The sequence below is a fragment of the Microcystis panniformis FACHB-1757 genome (assembly GCF_001264245.1).
Taxonomy (GTDB): Bacteria; Cyanobacteriota; Cyanobacteriia; order Cyanobacteriales; family Microcystaceae; genus Microcystis; species Microcystis panniformis.
Window position 1 is genome coordinate 4705157 of the sequence record NZ_CP011339.1, and the last position, 20976, is coordinate 4726132.

The 20976-nt window shown below is 40.5% G+C and carries 18 protein-coding genes, 1 pseudogene and 1 riboswitch; of the genes and pseudogenes, 8 read left to right on the top strand and 11 right to left on the bottom strand.

The features are described from left to right. Positions 1–1384 precede the first annotated feature (1384 nt). The 7 genes from VL20_RS22310 to VL20_RS22340 all read left to right on the top strand — a co-directional run bounded on the left by VL20_RS22310 (position 1385) and on the right by VL20_RS22340 (position 9858). Complete coding sequence (locus VL20_RS22310) at positions 1385–2071, top strand: hypothetical protein (RefSeq protein ID WP_052277846.1); 687 nt, start codon at positions 1385–1387, stop codon at positions 2069–2071. A 68-nt stretch (positions 2072–2139) separates the two neighbouring features. Next, complete coding sequence (locus VL20_RS22315) at positions 2140–2925, top strand: hypothetical protein (RefSeq protein ID WP_052277847.1); 786 nt, start codon at positions 2140–2142, stop codon at positions 2923–2925. An 88-nt stretch (positions 2926–3013) separates the two neighbouring features. After that, positions 3014–3373 (top strand): CU044_2847 family protein, encoded by a 360-nt coding sequence (locus tag VL20_RS22320; RefSeq protein WP_024969526.1) that lies wholly within the window; start codon positions 3014–3016, stop codon positions 3371–3373. A 17-nt stretch (positions 3374–3390) separates the two neighbouring features. Then, on the top strand, positions 3391–5367 hold the full coding sequence (locus tag VL20_RS22325; protein ID WP_052277848.1) for a VMAP-C domain-containing protein: 1977 nt from the start codon (positions 3391–3393) through the stop codon (positions 5365–5367). Positions 5368–5375: 8 nt separating this feature from the next. Then, positions 5376–6395 carry an AAA family ATPase gene (locus tag VL20_RS22330; RefSeq protein WP_052277849.1) on the top strand — a complete coding sequence of 340 codons (1020 nt, stop codon included), beginning with the start codon at positions 5376–5378 and terminating at the stop codon, positions 6393–6395. Next, positions 6388–9042: a formylglycine-generating enzyme family protein gene (locus VL20_RS22335; protein ID WP_052277850.1), complete on the top strand. Its 2655-nt coding sequence runs from the start codon at positions 6388–6390 to the stop codon at positions 9040–9042. The genes VL20_RS22330 and VL20_RS22335 overlap by 8 nt, the downstream gene beginning before the upstream one ends. A 528-nt stretch (positions 9043–9570) precedes the next feature. Then, the gene (locus tag VL20_RS22340; protein ID WP_052277851.1) at positions 9571–9858 is read left to right on the top strand and encodes a hypothetical protein; all 288 of its coding nucleotides are present in this window, start codon (positions 9571–9573) and stop codon (positions 9856–9858) included. Positions 9859–9994: 136 nt separating this feature from the next. Here the strand turns inward: VL20_RS22340 and VL20_RS22345 are convergent, their stop codons facing one another. Further along, positions 9995–10267, bottom strand: coding sequence for a hypothetical protein (locus tag VL20_RS22345; protein ID WP_002791728.1), 273 nt, complete (start codon positions 10265–10267; stop codon positions 9995–9997). A gap of 496 nt (positions 10268–10763) precedes the next feature. Between VL20_RS22345 and VL20_RS22355 the strand changes: the two genes are divergently transcribed. Further along, positions 10764–11651 (top strand): formylglycine-generating enzyme family protein, encoded by an 888-nt coding sequence (locus tag VL20_RS22355; RefSeq protein ID WP_052277853.1) that lies wholly within the window; start codon positions 10764–10766, stop codon positions 11649–11651. Positions 11652–12010: 359 nt separating this feature from the next. Here the strand turns inward: VL20_RS22355 and VL20_RS22360 are convergent, their stop codons facing one another. The 10 genes and pseudogenes from VL20_RS22360 to VL20_RS22405 all read right to left on the bottom strand — a co-directional run bounded on the left by VL20_RS22360 (position 12011) and on the right by VL20_RS22405 (position 20735). Continuing rightward, positions 12011–12925, bottom strand: a complete 915-nt coding sequence (locus tag VL20_RS22360; protein WP_052277854.1) for a DNA adenine methylase — start codon at positions 12923–12925, stop codon at positions 12011–12013. A 218-nt stretch (positions 12926–13143) separates the two neighbouring features. Continuing rightward, the gene (locus tag VL20_RS22365) at positions 13144–13659 is read right to left on the bottom strand and encodes an alpha/beta hydrolase (RefSeq protein ID WP_052277855.1); all 516 of its coding nucleotides are present in this window, start codon (positions 13657–13659) and stop codon (positions 13144–13146) included. A 167-nt stretch (positions 13660–13826) separates the two neighbouring features. Further along, positions 13827–14216, bottom strand: a complete 390-nt coding sequence (locus VL20_RS22370) for a hypothetical protein (protein WP_043996363.1) — start codon at positions 14214–14216, stop codon at positions 13827–13829. A gap of 165 nt (positions 14217–14381) precedes the next feature. Then, positions 14382–15344, bottom strand: coding sequence for an orange carotenoid-binding protein (locus VL20_RS22375; RefSeq protein ID WP_002765486.1), 963 nt, complete (start codon positions 15342–15344; stop codon positions 14382–14384). Between the two features lie 267 nt (positions 15345–15611). Continuing rightward, complete coding sequence (locus tag VL20_RS22380; protein ID WP_052277856.1) at positions 15612–16370, bottom strand: ABC transporter ATP-binding protein; 759 nt, start codon at positions 16368–16370, stop codon at positions 15612–15614. A 70-nt stretch (positions 16371–16440) separates the two neighbouring features. Next, positions 16441–17255 (bottom strand): annotated as a pseudogene (locus VL20_RS22385) (ABC transporter permease). Between the two features lie 86 nt (positions 17256–17341). Continuing rightward, on the bottom strand, positions 17342–18382 hold the full coding sequence (locus VL20_RS22390; protein WP_052277857.1) for an ABC transporter substrate-binding protein: 1041 nt from the start codon (positions 18380–18382) through the stop codon (positions 17342–17344). Positions 18383–18445: 63 nt separating this feature from the next. Further along, positions 18446–19135 carry a hydrogenase nickel incorporation protein HypB gene (hypB, locus tag VL20_RS22395; protein WP_072926033.1) on the bottom strand — a complete coding sequence of 230 codons (690 nt, stop codon included), beginning with the start codon at positions 19133–19135 and terminating at the stop codon, positions 18446–18448. A 58-nt stretch (positions 19136–19193) separates the two neighbouring features. Further along, positions 19194–19550, bottom strand: a complete 357-nt coding sequence (hypA, locus tag VL20_RS22400) for a hydrogenase maturation nickel metallochaperone HypA (RefSeq protein WP_036402098.1) — start codon at positions 19548–19550, stop codon at positions 19194–19196. Between the two features lie 6 nt (positions 19551–19556). Next, complete coding sequence (locus VL20_RS22405; RefSeq protein ID WP_043995923.1) at positions 19557–20735, bottom strand: agmatinase family protein; 1179 nt, start codon at positions 20733–20735, stop codon at positions 19557–19559. 68 nt (positions 20736–20803) lie between these two features. Continuing rightward, a riboswitch (guanidine-I (ykkC/yxkD leader) is annotated at positions 20804–20937 on the bottom strand. Positions 20938–20976: the final 39 nt, after the last annotated feature.

Here is a 20976-nt window from a genome sequence, read left to right on the forward strand (position 1 = left end):
TATGGCTAAAAGTCTTACAGAGCCTGAGTTCAAGCAATACAATACGAATGAACCACTGGACACAAAATCCTGAAGTTCTTACGCCGATAGGGTTTGAGGCAAAAATTTTCAAATTTGACCTTTAGACCATTATAGCTTGTTTCGGGGCAGAAAATCAGCAAAAACATGGCTACAGAGGGAATCCCTTACTCTAGAGATTAATGACACTATCTGTTAAAATCAGGTTAGCGATCACTATACAGCCAACTCTACGGAATCGCTCTACTCCAGATACAGTCAACGGTACAGCCATTTTCAAGTCAAAAATGTACCCAGTAGTCTCTTTTCAATTTTTTCTTAGAAGCGACCTGCAGTAAGGGTTTTGTTAATTTTTTAGTATTTATGTATGGGGGAAGTCCAGTTAAAAAAGTAAATTCTAGTTGAAAATTTCATATCTCTTAAAGAAAAAAATAAAGCTATTCATCAAAAAAAACTAAAAATTTTGTTAGAATTTTATCTGAATTTATGAGTTGAAATCGATTTTTCATGAACAGAGTTCTTAAAACCTGTCTATCTCCAGCATTGGATGATAATTATCTGTTAAAAAATAATGCTTCGACACAAGTTCTCTATTTATAAGTACCTAGGCAAAATTATTTACACATGACGATCATTGCCCCGTAAGGGTTTTAGCTCGATCGGGCAGGTAATTAATTTTGCATGACTACTTAGCATTTCCTGTTCGCAAGAGGTACATTAAGTACCTAGGCAAAATTAATTACACATATCCATCCCCGATCTTGCCTCTTGCCTCTTGCCTCTTGCCTCTTGCCTCTTGCCTCTTGCCTATCTTCACTTCACTAGGAAATTAATTTTGCACGACTACTTATCGATATTAAAAAGCTTAATCAGCAAAAGTTTAAATGTACCACATAGGGCAATACCTCTCGGTTAAGGATTTTTTAGGGCTTCTCGCCTACGGGATCATAAGGGTTTCAGTCTCATTGTGAACGCACGAATGACGTTATCCGAGAAGTATTGCCACACAGGGGTGAAAACCGCTATAAATAAGAGAATTTTATCTGATTTTTTTCAAAATGAGGATTGCTGTCATAGAATAAGTAGTCATGCAAAATTAATTACCTGCCCGATCGAGCTAAAACCCTTACGGGGCAATGATCGTCATGTGTAAATAATTTTGCCTAGGTACTTACCTCATTAGGTTATACTTCACCTTGACGAGAAGGGCTTGAAGTTTTATAAAAAACAAAAACCGCCCCTGATACTTGTACATATTTATCAAGCTTTTTATATAATTCTTAATATTCATCTCGTTTTTGCCCTCCTCGGTTTTCTCGATCGAATCGCTAAAATAATTAGAGGTTTTTGTTTTTGATGTCAGTCCATGAGTGAACCCGTTACCCTTGAGGATATTTACCAGCTATTCCGCGCTTCGGCCGAGGAATTTGATCGCCGTTTAAGGGAAAGCGATCTTCGTCGAGCGGAAATGGAACGTATCTTTGCCGAAGCGAAATTAGAAAACGAGCGCCGGGCTGCCGAACTTGAGCGCCAAGCTGCCGAAGCGAAATTAGAAAGCGATCGCCGGTCTGCTGAAGCCGAGCGCTCGATGGCAGAACTGAAACGCACCGTAGAACGAACCAGCAAAGCGGTAGATAGTCTCACCACTCGCTGGGGTCGATTTGTGGAGGAATTGGTAGAACCGGCGGTTTTACGGCTTTTTCAGGAAAAAGGCATTGATATTAAAGAAGTTTATCCCCGCGCTAGAGTCAAGCGTCAAGGTATCGCCATGGAAATTGATATCCTAGGGGTGGATGATACAGAACTCGTTTTAGTCGAATTACTACCTAGATTTTCTCAAGATGATGTGGATGAATTTATTGAAAAATTGACTCGTTTTAAAATCGCTTTTCCCCATTATCAAAACTATCGAGCTTACGGTGCAGTGGCAGGAATTGAAATCAACGAGGGAATTGATCGCTATGCTTATAGAAAAGGTTTATTTGTGATTAAACCCTCTGGGGATACGGTGGCAATTATTAATGATGCTGACTTTCAACCGAACACTTGGTAAAGAGATATAATTAGGCATTATTAGGTAGGTGTTAAATCCCCCCGTCTATCGACACCCCCTGTCAGTCCATGAGTGAACCCGTTACCCTTGAGGATATTTACCAGCTATTCCGCGCTTCCGCCGAGGAGTTTGATCGCCGTTTAAGGGAAAGCGATCTTCGTCGAGCGGAAATGGAGCGTATCTTTGCCGAAGCGAAATTAGAAAACGAGCGCCGTGCCGCCGAAGCGAAATTAGAAAACGAGCGCCGTGCCGCCGAAGCGAAATTAGAAAACGAGCGCCGGGCTGCCGAAGCGAAATTAGAAAACGAGCGCCGGGCTGCCGAACTTGAGCGCCAAGCTGCCGAAGCAAAATTAGAAAGCGATCGCCGGTCTGCTGAAGCCGAGCGCTCGATGGCAGAACTGAAACGCACCGTAGAACGAACCAGCAAAGCGGTAGATAGTCTCACCACTCGCTGGGGTCGATTTGTGGAGGAATTGGTAGAACCGGCAGTTTTACGGCTTTTTCAGGAGAAAGGCATTGATATTAAGGAAGTTTATCCCCGCGCTAGAGTCAAGCGTCAAGGCATCGCCATGGAAATTGATATCCTAGGGGTGGATGATACCGATCTCGTGGTGGTGGAATGTAAATCGAGATTATCTCAAGATGATGTAGATGAATTTATCGAAAAATTGACTCGTTTTAAAATCGCTTTTCCCCATTACAAAAACTATCGAGCTTACGGTGCAGTGGCAGGAATTGAAATCAACGAGGGAATCGATCGCTATGCTTATAAAAAAGGTTTATTTGTGATTAAACCCTCTGGGGATACGGTGGCTATTATTAATGATGCTAACTTTCAACCGAACACTTGGTAAAGAGATATAATTAGGCAGGAGAGCAAAAAGATGGAGTTGTGATAGATTAAGTCTAGACAACCGCAATAAAATAAACAGGAGAATTTTTATGACTCGTTTAGTGGAATTTACCTCAGAAGAGGGGACTATTTACATTGAGGTGGATGAAAAGTTACCCTTACCCAAACCGAAACCAGAAGATGAACTTATTAGTCTAACAGATGAAATAGCTGTTAAAGCCGCTCAGTCTTTTGAAGACGCATTAAATGGCATAAAACCCGTGGCAAATGCCATAATTAATAAGGTTAAAAGTTTGAATGAACCGGCCGATCAGGTAGAGGTCAAGTTTGGGATAAAAATGACTGTTGGACTAGGGGCTATTATTGCATCTGGCAGCGCCGATGTTAACTATGAAATTACCCTAAAATGGGATAACAAGGAAAAAAATAAGCAATCATCTACTCAATGAGGACTTAGATAAAAATAATGGTTGCATCTCTAGAATTTTCTGTGGTTAGAATTTATAAGCAACGACAAAATAAAGATGATAAAATAGAAATTGTTGGGGCAGGATTTCTAATATCATCAGAATACTTGATTACCTGCGCTCATGTTGTTAATAAATCATTAAAACTAGAAGTGACATCTCCTGAGAAACCCACTGATATTATTGAGTGTGATTCTCCTATCATTGCATCGGGTACATCTTTAGAAGCAACCGTAGAAGTTTGGCATCCAGTTAAATTTAACAGCCATGATCCGCAAGATATTGCTATCTTAAGATTAAAATATTCAGTTCCTTCACAAGCTCAACCAGTTTCTTTAATTACCTCTGAAATAGGAGATTTATCTGATCATAATTATAAAGCTTATGGTTTTTCCAGAAACGAAGGTGTCTGGTCTGATGGTAAGATAATAGGTCATATTGCTAACAACAAAATTCAGATAGAAGATACTAAAAGCACAGGATATGCTGTAGAAGGTGGGTTTAGTGGGACAGCTATCTGGGATGAGCAATTGGGGGGAGTAGTGGGGATGGCAGTAATGGCTGATAAGGAAAAAATGTTTGCAAAATCTGCATTTTTTATTCCTACTAATGTTCTTTTAAAAGCTTGGAAGAAGTTGCTAGATATAGCACAAATAGCAGGAAAAATTCCTGAGATTATCTCCTCGATTAGATGTATATTTGAAAACAAGAGTTATCAAGATCAACTTAATACAGCTTATGAAAATTTAGTAATTGAAGTGAGGGATCATTTAGTGGATTTACCTAGAAAAATTCCTTCCTCTTGGTCTGATTTTATAGAAATACTCTATCAATTAGATGAAAGACATTTTACCTATACTTCTCAATCAAAATTTTCTTGGTTAGAAATATTTATTGGCTATTTAATCATTCAGTTAAACTTAACAGATGCTCTGGCAAAGTTATTAAAAGAATGGCTAAAAAAATATCAAACCAAATGGGAAGTTTTAATCAATACTTTAGAAAATAATCTTAATCATCGCTCACAAAATATCGCTCAAAAATCAACAGACAAAAATCCCTGCTTATTTGTTACCCTTACAGAGGAAAACAAATCTTTAATGCTGAGAGCTTGGATTGTTAAAGATATCAACAATTATCATCCCACAGAAAAAGAACCTCAAAAACGTGGAGAATATCAATCTTTAACACCCAATGAAGGAATAAGTCTGGGTAATCATCTCCAAGAAAATGAATTGATTAATCACCTAAAAAAATTTAAACGAGAATCAGAAAATATCTGTCAATCTTCCCTAGAAAAAGTTCAATTTTTTCTTCCCTATAGATTTATTGAAAAAGAGATTAAACCGATTGATTTATTTTCAATTGATGAAGTGGCAACAGCTACAGGCTGCGATCCTCATCATTGGGGAGTCGATCATGAGATAATCATGAGATTTTCAGAACGAATAACAGCCGAAAATATCAACAATCAACAAACCTATTTATGGATCAAAAAATGCCAACTTTTTCGGAATATACAGCAGCAAAATCTCACCCAAATTTTAAAGTGTGAAGAAGAAATCAAAAAACTGATCGAATCAAACAATCAGCAAACAGTTATTTTTAAAAAACCTCTGGCAAATAATGACCATCCGAATAAAATACTCAAATATCATAAATTTAACAATGTTATCGGTTCAAGGTTAACTAATCTCAGTCAAGAAAACTCCTTAGAGTTAAAAAATATTCTAGCCATTTTATACGAGACTGGAATCCCTTTATCTCTGTGGATACGACCCGATGCTAACCAAGAACTTAACTGTCAGGAAAAATTAGACCCTATCTGTCAATGTCCACTAGAGAAATTACCAGAAATAATTAAAAATAGACGTTCTGCGGCTTGGTTAGAAGATAATCATATTGGGAATCATTTATCATTACTTTGGGATGACTACCAGCTTGTTCCCCCCAACTATCCACTTTTGATGCCATAAATTGAATCATGAAAGACTGGAAAATTTTTAAAGGAAATCAGGCTCCCACAGACGCTTGGACATTACCAGACCCTCCCAGCTGGCGACCTTTTGGCAAAGAAAAGCAACCGGGAGAAAGTCGTCGTAAGCATCGGGGAGAAACCTTTCTAGTGCGCGACGAAGAAATTAAAATGGTCAATGCAGCCTTGTATTTACGGCGACCTTTATTAGTAACTGGCAAACCAGGGACAGGAAAGTCATCTCTTGCCTATAAAGTCGCCCAGGAATTAAAATTAGGAGAAGTATTATACTGGCCGATTACCACCCATACTACCCTAAAAGACGGACTTTATAACTATGATGCGATCGGTCGATTACAGGAAGTTAAATTACTGGAACGAGAGCAAAAAGAATTAACCCCAGAAGAACGAAAAGACCAATTAAAACAGATTGAAAAATATATTACCCTTGGACCCTTGGGAACCGCACTATTAGAGTCGGAAAAGCCAAGAGTACTGTTAATTGATGAAATTGATAAGAGTGATATCGATTTACCCAATGATTTACTCACCTTATTTGAAGAAGGACGCTTTGAAATTCCCGAATTAGTTAGGCTAAAAGAAGAAGTCCGAAGGGTTGAAGTCCGCACTGCTTATACCGATACAACCGACGTTACCCAGAAAGATATAAAAACAACTGTAAAAGATGGTTTAGTTATCTGTAACGCTTTTCCTTTTGTGATTTTAACTAGCAATGGAGAACGAGACTTTCCCCCACCTTTTTTGCGTCGTTGTCTCCGTTTAACTATGAAAGAACCGGAAAAACCCGACTTAATTAAAATAATTGAGGCACATTTAGAAGAAACAATTGCTAATAATCCAGACATCGATAAACTTATTGATAACTTCATTCAAAAGCGCAATTCACAAACCCTAGCCACGGATCAATTACTTAATGCTATTTTTATGGTCAAAAAAGGAGCTATATCAACTGAAGATGACCTGATTAATCAACTTTTGAAAGATTTGGGGAGGGTAGAAGATGAGTGAATCCCCATCCAATTCATCAATTAAAAAACTATTAGATTATCTAGAGCAAACAGGACTACTAGAACAGTTACAACTCAGTGATGAAGATGTAGCTGATAGTATCTGGTTAGCCCTACAAATGGGAGTTGAAGACTTGCAATCAACGCCAATATTTCCAGAAAATAAACAGCCAATAGATTCATCAACTTCTAATCAAATAGAGGAAAACTTAGAGGATATTCCAGAAGATACTCTATCAAAATCTCCACCAAATGTCGATGTTATTACCGAAGAATCTCTCCCCAAAGAAATAGAAAAAACTACCCCAATCCAAGACTTTCCTTTTCAAGTTCCTGCTGCTCCTGCACTACAGACAGCACTCTTTATTAGTCGCGCTTTGCGTCCTTTCATGGGAAAAGTTCCCTCAGCAACTAAAACGATTTTAGATGAAGAAGCAACCGCTTCTTTTATTGCAGAAAGGGATATTTGGCTACCCGTGACTAAACCCCAACCGGAACGCTGGTTAACCCTCGAATTAGTAGTAGAAGAATCTAGATCCTCTTTCATTTGGCGAGAATTAATTAATGAGTTACAAAATCTCTTAGAAAATCAAGGAGCATTTAAAACCGTCAGAGTTTGGCAACTATCAACCTCAAATAATCAAGAATTACAGTTAGTAAGACGCAGAAAAAAAGGTAAACCGGGACAACGTTATCACCCCCATAAAGAACTTATTCATCCCAGGGGACGGGGATTAGTTTTGCTAGTAAGTGATTGTGTCTCTCCTCTCTGGCAAAAAGCCTTAATTCATCCTTGGTTAAAAGATTGGTCAGAAAAACAACCCACCGCTATTCTGCAACTTTTCCCCGAAAGATTATGGAATAGTACCCAACTAGGACGAGGACGTAAACTCTTCACCACTGCTTTAACTGCTGGTGTTCCCAATCCGAAATTAATCTTAAAAAATTATCCCCAATGGCTACCGATTAACTGGCAAAATACCCTTCTTATTCCCGTAATCACTTTGGAAACAGAAGTCCTCAAACAATGGGCAAAAGTTGTCGCTGGTTCAGGTAATGCTCAGATTTCTGCCTTTTTATTTGATTTAGAATTTATTCAACAACAAATTATCGAAATTCCCCCTATATCCAGAGAGGAAAATAAGCAAGACAGCGAAGATAAAAACAGCATTAAAAATAAGGCCGAGGCAATGGTCGAGCGATTTTTTGCCACCGCGTCAGAACCGGCCAAAAAACTAGCAAAAATGATGGCAGCTGCCCCGGTAAGTATGCAGGTGGTCAATCTTATTCGTAAAACTCTTTTAAACGAAGTGCGTCCCGTTCATGTGGCAGAATTTTATATGGGAGGTTTATTAAAACCGATTGTAGAAAATGAAGAAGGACAGTATCGAGTCTATGACTTTTTACCCGGGGTACGTCAAGTCTTAAATGATGCTATCGGTAGGCGACAAACTATCAAGGTACTCGATGCTATTTCCCAATATATTGCTGGGGAAATTAAAAGTCCTATCCGCAGTTTTGCCGCTTTATTAACCCTATTACCCACCTATCCCCGAGAACAAAGAGAAAAAATTCTTCCCTTCGCTCAAGTCAGCATCGAAGTCTTACGCAATCTGGGGGGAGAATACGCAGAATTTGCCGAAGAAATCGCCGTTAATATCTCCAATCCCCTTCCAATCCCTCAATCCTCGCCACCTCCCTTAAAAACCTCTATCTTTGACGTTGCCACCATCGAAATCCTAGAAACCCGTACCTTTGAATTTACCCTGGCAACCATAGAACGTCAGTCTCAAAGTCGTTTTGAACCAGAAAAATGGGTAATCAAAAAGGAAAAAAGGCAAGCAGAAGGCATTGTCGAAAAACTAGCCGAGGGAGTCGAATTGGAATTGATGGAAATCCCCGGCGGCACATTTATGATGGGAACTGAAGACAAGGAAATCAAAAGACTGGTGAAAAAATTTGGTCGGGATGGATTTAGACGAGAAAAACCCTCACACCGAGTAACCGTTTCCTCTTTCTACATGGGACGTTATCCTATCACCCAAGCTCAGTGGCAAGCTATCGCCGCAACCGCTAAAATAGCCATCGACCTAGAGACAAACCCTTCTCACTTTAAAGGGGATGAGCTACCCGTAGAAAGAGTCAACTGGTATCAAGCAACAGAATTCTGTAAACGACTATCAAGGGAAACAAAACGGGAGTATCGGCTACCGAGTGAGGCAGAATGGGAATATGCCTGTAGAGCGGGGACAACAACCGCCTTTCACTTTGGGGAAACGATAACGGCAGATTTAGCTAACTATCGAGCTACTGAAACCTATGCCGATGAACCTAAAGGAGAATATCGAGATAAAACAACCCCAGTGGGCTATTTTCAGGTAGCTAATGCCTTTGGGTTGTACGATATGCACGGCAATGTCTGGGAATGGTGTGCCGATACCCGGCACAATAATTATTATGGCGCACCGACGGATGGCAGTGCTTGGATAGAAAATGGGAAGGATAATCGTTCTCCATTGCGGGGCGGTTCTTGGTACTACGATCCCTATTACTGCCGTTCCGCTTACCGCCACTACTACTTCCGCCGCGTCGACGACTTCGGCAACGACGGTTTTCGGGTGGTGTGCGGTGCTGGGGGGACTTTATAACCGTTTTTCTCTTTTTTTCCCGCCCAAAGGCCGGTCGATTTTGTAGGGGCGAACTGCGGTCAGTGAGTTTATCGAACTGTGGTCATCCCGGATTAATATTGAATTAAGCAAAAAATTAAATTTTGTTCATTTATAGAACTTAAGTAGGGCTTGCTGAAAAAGTACGGGCGAAGCATTCGGATAGAAAATCTCCGGTTTCACCGATAGGTTATTGCCCGAATGCTTCGCCCCTACAGGACGCGGGCCGATGAAGACGCGAGGTTTTGAACGACGATTCTCTCAAAATCTTGCACCTGTTTCGCGAGAAAAGCCCCAAAACCCTTACTTTGCCTACATTTCACATTTATTCAGCAAGCCCTAAGTAGTTGGTTATAATTAAATTAAAAATGGATTTTAGGTTCGATCCCCCTGCCTTCCTTGATAAGGTTCGATCCCCCCTGCCCCCCTTGATAAGGTTCGATCCCCCCTGCCCCCCTTGATAAGGGGGGTGTTGCCTTTTCTCATCTTAAAAAAACAGGAGACAGGACAATGACATCGATCGAATTGCGGCAAAAACTAATCAACCAAATTGATCGGCTGAGTTTTGAAAAACTTCTCGTTGTAGAAAAGCTGATCGAAAGTTTAGAAAGCCATTTACCAGAAACCTCAAAAAATATAGATTCTGCCCTAGAATCTCCAGCTTCAACAAACACTTATTTAGAAGATGATCCAATTATAGGAATGTGTTCTGGTGTAATTCCTAATTTTTCGGAGCGAGCGGAAGAAATTTTAGAAACAGCCATTAAACCTCGATCGGGATGGACATGGAAAGAATGAATTCTCTTGCTGATACAGGATTCATTGTTGCACTGATAGATTCTCAGGATTCCCATCACCGGGAAGTAAAAAACATCTATCTTCAGCAACACTCCCCTTATTAAGTTGGGAAGATTCATTTTACCAACAACAAAAACTAACTCGAACTTTCCACGAGGCGACCAGTAACATATTTGTGTAGAATGCTAGAGATAAGTGTTTGATAGGGAATACCTTCCTCTATTGCCTTAGCTTGAAGCGCTTCCAAATCTAGGGAAGACAGAAGTAAAGTAATTTTTTTATCTTGAGTCAGCGTCTCCTTAGCATAGGACTTCAACTCAGCCATTCTAGCCGGCGTTGCCACAGAAACCCACTCATCATTGTTATAGGATTCGAGGATATCTTTTTCTTCAGGAGTTAACTTAGTCATGATTATTTTTATCTCCGAGATATTTTTTAGTTGCTTTTCTAGAAGGGATGATAGTCTTAAGAAAGAGTTCCGAGGAAACTTTAGTCCTTATCCTGCTTGAAGTTGCCTATTTTTTTCTTGACTCCACCGAATTGTTTTAATGCGCCTAAGTAGGCAGGTGTTAAAAACTTTCAGATGCCCCCCTTATCAAGGGGGGTAGGGGGGATCGATGCCCCCTTATCAAGGGGGGTGGGGGGATCGATGCCCCCCTTATCAAGGGGGGTAGGGGGATCGATGCCCCCCTTATCAAGGGGGGTAGGGGGGATCGATGCCCCCTTATCAAGGGGGGTAGGGGGGATCGATGCCCCCTTATCAAGGGGGGTAGGGGGGATCGATGCCCCCTTATCAAGGGGGGTAGGGGGGATCGATGCCCCCCTTATCAAGGGGGGTGGGGGGATCGAACCCAAAATCTATCTTCAATTTAATTATAACCAGCTACTTAACCGCTTCAGAAAAAATGACTAAATTAATCATTCACCGACAGCAGCGAGAAGCACAATATTACAGCGAGAATTTAGGGGAAGGCATTAATCTCGACATGATGCTTATCCCTAGCGGTTCCTTCCAGATGGGAACCCCAGATCAAGAAATAGAAAGACTCTGTAAAGAATACGATCGAGACTATTTTCAAAGAGAAAGTCCTCAACACACCGTTAATATTTCAGCTTTTTTCATGGGACGCTATCCCATCACCCAAGCACAGTGGCGAGCGATCGCCGCAACTGCTAAAATAGACATCGATCTAGAACTAGAGCCTTCCCACTTCAAAGAGCCATATCAAGAGCAGGATAGATGGACAAGACCCGTAGAACAAGTAAACTGGGAGCAAGCAACGGAATTCTGTAAACGATTATCAAGGGAAACAACAGGGGAGTATCGGCTACCGAGTGAGGCAGAATGGGAATATGCCTGTAGAGCGGGGACAACAACCGCTTTTCATTTTGGGGAGACGATTACCACAGATTTGGCTAATTACAGCGGAACTGATTGGGAAAGAGACCAAAAAGTTTATCCAGGGAATTATGGAAGGGGACCAAAAGGCATTGATCGAAAACAGACGACACCAGTAGGCTATTTTAAGGTAGCTAATGCCTTTGGTCTGTACGATATGCACGGAAACGTTTGGGAATGGTGTGAGGACGATTATCACCCTAATTATCAAGGCGCACCCACTGATGGGAGTGCTTGGATTAGCATGAACAAATCTACTACCAAAGTGCTGCGGGGCGGTTCTTGGTACAGCAATCCGTATTACTGCCGTTCTGCTTTCCGCAGCTACTACAGCCGCCGCCACTACTACTCCTACGGTTTTCGGGTGGTGTGCGGTGCTGGGGGGACTGTGTAACCCTTTTCCTCTTTTTTCCCTTTTTACCCTTGTTCGATTTTTTTGGGCAAATGTACTATGCGTGTACTATGGGGGGATTGAGAGAATTATATGAGTAGAAAACAGGTTTCTCGGAGAAACCCGTTTTCTGTGCGTTACTCAACGGATTTAGTATAAATTGCTTGTTGAGACGAGATAAGAGGCAATAGTAAAGGGATTGGGGAGAAATTTAGGCACTTTTTCCCTGAAAATTAGGTAATTGGCCACCTAAAAATCGACAAAACCCCACACCCAAATTCATAATTCATAATTCATAATTCATAATTCCCACACCCCACACCCCACACCCTGCCCCCGGGAAAAACTTTTTGCCGCAAACCCTAATTATTGATCAGTAATTCCCAAATTTCTCCCCTATTATTGCCCTGGGAATTAATATTTCTTCGGGCTTTTACCCTTTGAATATTATAGTTTTTATATAGGTCATCAAAAAAATTATTGTCAGAGTCAAAGTTTTTAAGGTCGGAATTACTTAAGATAAATTTATAACCAGCCTGATCCACTCGATCGATAAATTGTTTTAATCTTATTTGCTCCTCATCGTTAAAATCTTCTTTAGTATAAGAGGTAAAAGCTGATGTTTTTTTAATCGGTTTATAGGGAGGATCAAAATAAAATAAAGTCTTGTTATTGGCATAATTTAGAGTTTGGACAAAATCTCCTTGTAGGATCGTCACTTTCTGTAAATGATGATTGACAGCTAATAAGTTTTCTTCATTGCAGATCAACGGTTTGACATATTTTCCAAAGGGGACATTAAAAAGTCCTTTGCTATTGACTCTATAAAGTCCATTAAAACAAGTTTTATTGAGAAATAATAACAAAACTGTTTTTTCTAGACAGTCATCGCAGCTGCGAGAATTAAATTCTATTCTTTTATCTAAAAAAAACTTTTGTTGTTCCTCTAGATTTTTAAGTTCATAAAAATCCTGCTGGATTTTTTTAAGCTTTACTATTAATTCTTTGACATTATTTTTAATAACATTATAAGCCATGATTAAATCAGGATTGATGTCATTAATAATAACTTTTTGAACAGGATAGGGATTATTTAATACTGAGAATAAAACCGCACCACCTCCGACAAAAGGTTCAATGTAGTTAAACTGACAATCTTGAGAAATCTGGGAATTAATCAAAGATAGAATATTAGGAACCAGTTGAGTTTTGCCTCCCGCCCACTTTAAAAAAGGTTTGCCGCTAACTGTTTTCCTTTCAGACAAAGAAGTAGTCATTATTATTACCAGATTATCCTAATCTATTCAATTTACAGCCCAATTCATGAAAACCTGATCAGAGAATGGGTTACGCTGGGCTAACGCATCTGAATATCCAATATAAGTAACTGATTATAATTAAATTGAAGATAGATTTTGGGTTTGATCCCCCCTACCCTCCTTAATAAGGGGGGTATCGGACAATTTTTAACACCTACCTACTTATCTATTAGATATCAGAAAGGTAAACGGGGCATTTTTTTCAATACTGATTCAATTTGGTTGATTAAATCGAGCAGACGATTGCCATCCACATGAACCTCGCTGGTGGGATAATTAGCGAGGACTTCGATAATTTGAATCTCATTATCATTAATGGCAGAAGTGACTAAGGCACCGCGTAAAGCTTGCCGACTAGCAGCCCGATTGGGTGTATGGACAATTTCGGCGGCATAATCTAGCAAACTTTCGCCAAAAAAACTATTAAGAAATTTGGAAAGAAAGACGGCATCCACCGCTACGCGACGATTAAGGATTTTACGGAATTCTTCGGGTTTTTGGTTAGCCATCTTTAATTGTGCCGCTAAAGCGGGGGCTAATTCGCCTGTTTCGCTCAATTGCTTTAATTCTGATACCGATACGGACCCTTGGAAGATGTAGTATTTGATGATAGCTGATTCGGCGGCTGACAAAGATTGACAAACACCGAGAAAGATAGATATTCCTAGGGGAAGTAAAAGATTTTTGAACATAAACCAAAGGTGCAAAACAAGCGAAAAGCGATCGGGATGATTGACTCATTCTAGCGGAATTGGTTGCCGCTTAGGAAAAACTTAAGACGGAGTTGATTATCTAGAGATGAATTTTTTAGTCACCCAACAAGGGGCAGAAAGCTGATAGCTTAATGCTAATCATTAATTTACATTCGCGAGAGAGCAGCGATTTTCGCTAGTTTATCTTTTTCCAAACCGTTGAGATCTTCTAGCTTCAACCATCCTTCCTTTAATAGTTGAGCAAAGACAAAAATTAGGGAAGTATAGCGATAGTCATATTTACCATCAATCTGATGTCGTCGGGCGCTTAGATAATCGTGCATTTGCCAGATATCATCTAAAACCGTGATCTGACCAGACTGTTCTTTAATATGTTCTATTAAAGTGCTAGTTTCGCGCTGATAGGCTTTTTGGAAAGCAGTTTGAGCAATTTCTTGTTCGGTATCTGACCAAATTATTTCACTCATAGGCATGATTTTAGTTTTAGGGATGATAATTTTGGATTTTTGAACTACCTCGACTCTTTTCGCCGACACCTGTTAAGAATGATGTTTAGTTATTCTTACCTAGATCGGAGAAGAAACCGGTGTATTTACCAATTTTTTTAAGTCAGCCTTTTAATTGTATAAAAAAAGAGTTCACTTGACAAGGAACTCTAATAAATTTCATCAGAATTTTTAATGATTTCTCTCAGTAGCTATTTAGCCACGGGCAAAGTTTAATAATTCTTTCGGAGAAGCTAATAAATCGATCGCTACGAAGAAAATTTTATTATCAGGAGTTAGGAGGAAGCGCCATGCCATATTCATACCCACACCTGCACCAAACCAAGGAGTTTGTACTTTTCCCGTCACTTTAATCTGAGTAAAACCGTCATCGGCGGGTTCCACCACACCGCGTTCGGGGATTAATTTCAAATTTTGGCATTCTTCGCGGAAAAAGCGATATACTGCCTCTTTACCGACGATGGGACGTTGGAAAGGTGGTTGTAGAGCGCCGTCAGGGGTGAATAATTCAATTAATACATCAAAGTCGTTAGCGTTGAGGTTGTCCATGTAGTTGAGGACGGTGGCATTGGTAACGCCTTCAATGCTAACTTTAGTCCGTTCGGCAATATTTTGGGGAGGAACCACGGGTTCGGAAATACGGTTATAATCGCCCAGTTTCTTGGGATCATAGCCCATATCCACCACACAATTCCGCAGAACGGTGATTTGTTGTCCCGACTCTAATTTTTTAATCCCGTCTAAAACGGCGCTGGCATTAGCAGATAGTTCATAACCCTTGGGAATTGGGGCAACACTGCCATCTTCCATCCATTGTCCTAATTGATACCAGAATCCCAGTTTGATATTAGCAGACCAAGTGCTGTAGGTGCGACAAACCGGGGTGTCAGCATGGTTAGCTAAGTCGCACATCACCTGCGATTGTTGCAAGGGTGACATCTGCCGAATTTCATTCATGGTTTTTTCGGCAAACACCATACTAGCAGCGCCGGGGGCGGCAACGGTGATGGTTTTGCCCATTTCTAGGTAGGCAAACCAAATCAAGGCTAGTTGATCTTCGGTATTCAGCTGATTGAAACGCGCAATCGTGGCAGGAACCACATCCGCTGATAGCGTGTTGGGGAAAATGCTCCGCGCTGATTCGATCGTAAACGGCATAGATTCACCTTGAAGTAAAGTTTTGTATCAATTTACTGACATTCTATCATATTGGCGACCCAAGGCAGCACCGATGGAGAAAATTTCCCAAAAAAGCTGTACTTTAGATCACACTTACCCGGTATTATCACCAAATCTTAATGGTTGAACAACTGTTCCATCATTTATCTAGGGTTTGCAGCATCGAGCGATCGCTGTTTGAGGATGATTTTTGCTGCTCTAACTCGTTTTCAATCCGTGACTACTCTTGATGCTTCCTAGTTTTTTCTAGGATTTCTCACCCCGTAGTAGGCCATAAATTTGATCCGTATAGTCATAAAACTGAGATTGTCGTTTAATTTTATAATTACGATCTGCGGGTAAATTAATTGTTAATTCCCGTTGTATAGTCCCTGGCCTAGCACTCAAAACATAAATACGTTGCGCCAAAAAAACCGCTTCATCCACATCATGGGTAATCATTAAAATACTACACCTAATTTTTTGCCAAATTTCAATTAAATATTCGTGCATTCTTTCTTTGGTTTGTACATCTAAAGCGGCAAAAGGTTCGTCCATTAATAAAACTTTGGGATGACAAGCAAGAGAGCGGGCGATCGCAACCCGTTGTTTCATCCCACCCGATAGTTCTCTAGGGTAAGCATTAGCAAATTGGGTTAAACCGACAATATCCAGATAATAACAGGCCACTTCCCAGCATTCTTTTGTCGATAATCCCTGTAGTTTTAAGCCAAATTCAACATTTTTTTGGATCGTCATCCAGGGATAGAGTGTATAATTTTGAAAAACCATGCCGCGATCGGCTCCTGGCCCTGTCACTTCAACACCATCAACGGTAATTTTGCCGGAAGTGGGCAGTTCTAAACCCGCAATCATTCGCAACAAAGTCGATTTTCCCGAACCAGAAGCCCCGACCGCACAGACAAATTCAGCACTGTCAACGTGTAAATTAATATCTTTCAGAGCGACTACAGCACCTCGTTTAGTGGTGAAAATTTTATTGAGTTGAGTAATTTCTAAGTGCATTAAGGTTCTTCTCTTATCATTAAAATAACTTTACTGGTGACATAATAAACTCTGTGCTTGAGTTTTTAGGTTAACGAGTAATTGACCATTTACAAGTCCACTGCAAAAACAAACGAAAACTTAAATCTAGAGCAAAGCCAATAATTCCCAGGACAATTAAACAGGCAAAAATTTCATCGGTTCTCAGAAATTTCTGAGCCAATAAAATGCGTTTGCCTAATCCATTATCCGCCGCTACCAATTCCGCTACCACTACCAAATTCCACGCCGCCGCCATATTAACACGAAAAGTATCGATAATATTAGGAATAATATAGGGAGTAATCACTTTAAATAAAACCTGTTTTCGAGTTCCTCCAAGAGTATAAGTTACTTCGATTAATTCCCGGGGGATAAACTTAACTGCATCCATAATCATCAGAGTATTAAAGAAAATTGTCCCGATAAAAATCAGCATGATCTTTGACGTTTCTCCAATACCCAAATAAATAACCAATAGGGGAATAAAAGCAGGAGCGGGCATATAACGGACAACGCCAATAATCGGTTCCATTAAACTGCGAATACTGGGAAAAGTTCCCATTAAAATGCCGAGGGGAATAGCAAACAATCCTCCCAAAAAAAGCCGCCAACTACTCGTAAAAAACTGGTAATAGTATCTTGAATTAAAAAGCCCTGTTCTGCTAATTTTCCTAAGGCCTGAATAACGGCTAAAGGAGAGGGTAAAAATACAGATTCAATGCCCGCAAAACTAGAGATTAGTAACCATAAAATAAGCGGGACAATAATAGAGGAAACCATTAAAGTCCACTTTAGGGATTCGGGAATATCCTCGGTAATCCGCCAAAAAGTGCTTTGAGGAAGCGTTTTAGGTGTTGTGGTCATGGGATTTGCCAAAGAAAAGAATAATTTTGATAGCCAATATCACCCAGTTATCAAACAATTCTTGCAGTCAATGATCGAGGGAATAATTAGGAGTTTTTGTCTTGATTTGCCAAGGCCTTGACAAATTGGGAATCTAGAATAGTTGTTAGATCGGGGACTTTTTTAATAAAGCCAACTTCCATCATAAAATCAGCCATTTTTTGAGCGGCAAAGGGCATATTTTTCATGGTTTTCCCCGGACTAAACGCTTCTAGGTTTTCTTCTAAAGTAAAAAACTTCGTTCCCTCTTTATATAGGGCTAATTCTTCTGGACTAATGCCCGCACGCTTGGCCATAATCTCATCGGCTTTTTGGGGATTTTTAGTCATAAACTCTCGAACATCAAACCAGGTTTTGACAAGAGCCTGAACCTGTTCTGGCTTTTCTTTGATTAATTTGGCACTGACAACTAATAAATCAGGAATAGCACCGGGAAAAGCTTTAGAACTAATTAATTCTTTGGAACCTTTTCGTTTAAGGGCGGTTGACCAAAAGGGTGGAAAAGCGGCCACTGCATCCACTTTTCCCGATGCAAAAGCGGCGGCAGCAGCCCCTGTTTCCATGGGGACAATTTGCACATCTTTACGGCTCATTCCTTCTTTTTCTAGGGCTAAACTGAGGAGAAAGTCACCGACAACACCTTCTTCAACAGCAACTTTTTTGCCTTTTAAATCTTGAATCGTTTTAATCTCTTCTGTGACAATAACTTTGTCATTTCCTGACGAGTTATCATTGACTAAAACAGCAACTTGACCATTCACTGCATCTCCCGCAAAAGCGATTGTATCGTTGAGAGTTTGACTATTTCCATCTAATTGTCCGGCAGCTAAAGCTTGCAAGGATTCAAGATAACCATCAAACCATTTCATTTGAACATTAGCCCCATTTTTAGCAAATAATCCCTCTTCTTCAGCGATCGCCCAGGGCCACCAACCGGCCCAATTACTATAACCAATGACAATGGGGGTAGTATTATTTAGAGAACTACTTGCATTGGGGGTTTGCTGAGGAGCTTGATTACAACTAATGGTTAGGAGTAAGCTACTAAAAAAAACGAGAGGTAAGGAGAAAAAATTGCGCCGTTTCATAGGTAATAGCCTTGAGAGATGACAGCTAGTAAAGCAGAAATAAATCTCAAAAACTGTTACTGATTAACAATTCAAAAACTTCGGCCTATGGACTTGGCTTTTTAGCCAATTTAACCACTCTTCTAAACCTTCTCCTGTTTGAGCAGAAAGAGCAATAATGGTTACATCGGGATTCATAGAACGAACATTTGCCTCTAAACTTTTTAAATCAATCTCTAAATAAGGAGCCAGATCTAATTTGGTAATAATCAGACAATCCGCCTCTTGAAACATAATTGGATATTTGAGGGGTTTATCTTCTCCTTCAGTAATACTTAATAGAGCAACTTTTGCGTGTTCCCCTACCTCAAATTCGGCGGGACAAACTAAATTTCCCACATTTTCCACCAACAATAAATCAAACTCTTTCGGGTTGTAATCTTCTTTAAAACGATGAATTCCCCCAGCTACCATTTTGGAATCTAAGTGACAGGAGCGACCCGTATTAATGGCAATCACGGGAACTCCATATTGTCTCAGGCGCTCTGCATCTAGTTCTGTAGTCATATCACCTTCAATAACAGCCATTTTTAATTGATCTTTTAAGGCTGCGAGGGTTTTTTCCAATAACACAGTTTTACCCGCACCAGGACTACTCATCAGGTTTAAACAGGTAATACCCCACTCGTCAAAATGTTCCCGGTTGTGATCGGCTCCTGCTTGATTGGCATGAAGTAGATTAATTTCTAGGGCCGCGTCAAAAGTTTGGTGCATTTTAATTGAGAATGAATAATTGATCATCGAACTTTTATAAGCGATCGCCCAACTTTGTTTAAAAATCTAAAGAATATTCAATGTGGTCAATTTTTAACTCTCGACCTGAACGAATATCCTCCATCGGTGATCGACAAGTTGGGCAGGAATATTGCTGGCCAATTTGGGGTTGATAATCTTTTTGGCAGCAATGACAATAAGCAATTAGGGGAATATTTTTAATAGCTAATTCCACGCCGGCAAGAAAAGTATTGGCAGTTTGAACTTCAAAGGCAAATTGTAAACTGACCGGTTCGACACAGGTAAATTCACCAACCATGAGATGAATTTTTTCAATTTTGAGCTTTTCAGGTTGGCTATCATACCAATCTCGAACTGTCATAATTAACGCCTTGGTCATATCAGTTTCGTGCATAGGAAATTACTGCCAGGGTTCGTCAACGGCCAGATTGGCCTCAGGATGAATATAATAGGGCTTTTCTTTACGCGGTAATTGACCTGAAATCACCAGATGAGCCATGGCATCACAAATAACACGGGTAGCCATTAAAGAGGTCATATCACTAATATCGTAGGGAGGGGAAACTTCCACCACTTCCATGCCACAAATGGGAGCTTTTTGGATAATTTTACCTAATAAAGCTAAGGCTTCACGGGGTAATAAACCCCCCGGTTCTGGCCAACCCGTGCCGGGGACAAAACCGGCATCAATGCAATCAATATCAAAACTAATCCAAACGCAATCCGTACCATCTAAAGCTCGTTCTAAGGCAAATTCGGCGGCCGCATCAATGCCTCGTTCTACAATGTCGGTGACGGTCAAAATATTAGTGGCCCGCTCGCGGCAAACTTTAACACCTTGACGGGGAACTTGCCAACCACCAATCCCTAATTGGACGAGATTTTTAGCAGGAGCATTTTTCATATTGGTGGCATGAAACCAGGGGCAAGTGTGCATCCGTTCATCTAAATCTGTTTCCTGGGTATCCACATGGCGATCAAAGTGAATAATACCGACTTTTTTATCCCCTAAATGCCGACAAATACCCCGCACCGTCGGAAAACCAATAGAATGATCACCCCCTAAAATAATCGGCAATGCGCCGGAACTAAAGACATGGGCAACCCCCTTCGAGATTTGATCGAAGGACTTTTCATTATTAGCAGGAATGGTGAAAATATCCCCCAAATCACAGAGAGTAATTTGTTCCCGCAGATCTACCCCTAATTCAAAATTGTAGGGCGTATAAAGGGCCGAAATCCGCCGAATTCCCTGGGGACCAAAACGAGTTCCGGGTCGGTAAGTTGTCCCCGAATCATGGGGAACTCCCACGATTGCCACGTCATAATTGCCCACATTCCGCACATCTTCCAAATAGGGAGCCTTCATAAAGGTGTTAATTCCCGCATAGTGGGGTAACTCACCCCTGGAAAAGGTGGGAATACTGCGATCGCGAATACTATCGGCCGCCTCTAAACCGTAGGTTAACCCCTGAGAAACTTCCTGTTGCCAACCGGTTAGGGGCAAATGGCGTTCTTTTTCTAGGGCCTGTTCAGCTTCGGTTAAATGCGGGGGTTGAAAAGTAGATTCCTCGGACATCATTTTACCTCAAAATACAATAACCCGGGAGTCTTCAAAGACACTGCCTCAAAACAGTTATCCTTAAAGTCTCCCGGGCTTTTATCCCGCCGTGTAGCCAGCTTAGACGGAAAAATTTTTGATCCGCTCATTTAAGACTAGCTTGCTCCTCTCGGACTTGACATTTAAGGACGCTTAAATCGGAACCCTAGAAGCAGTTTCTCTGACCTTAGACGATCTCAATCCAACAAATGGTATCACA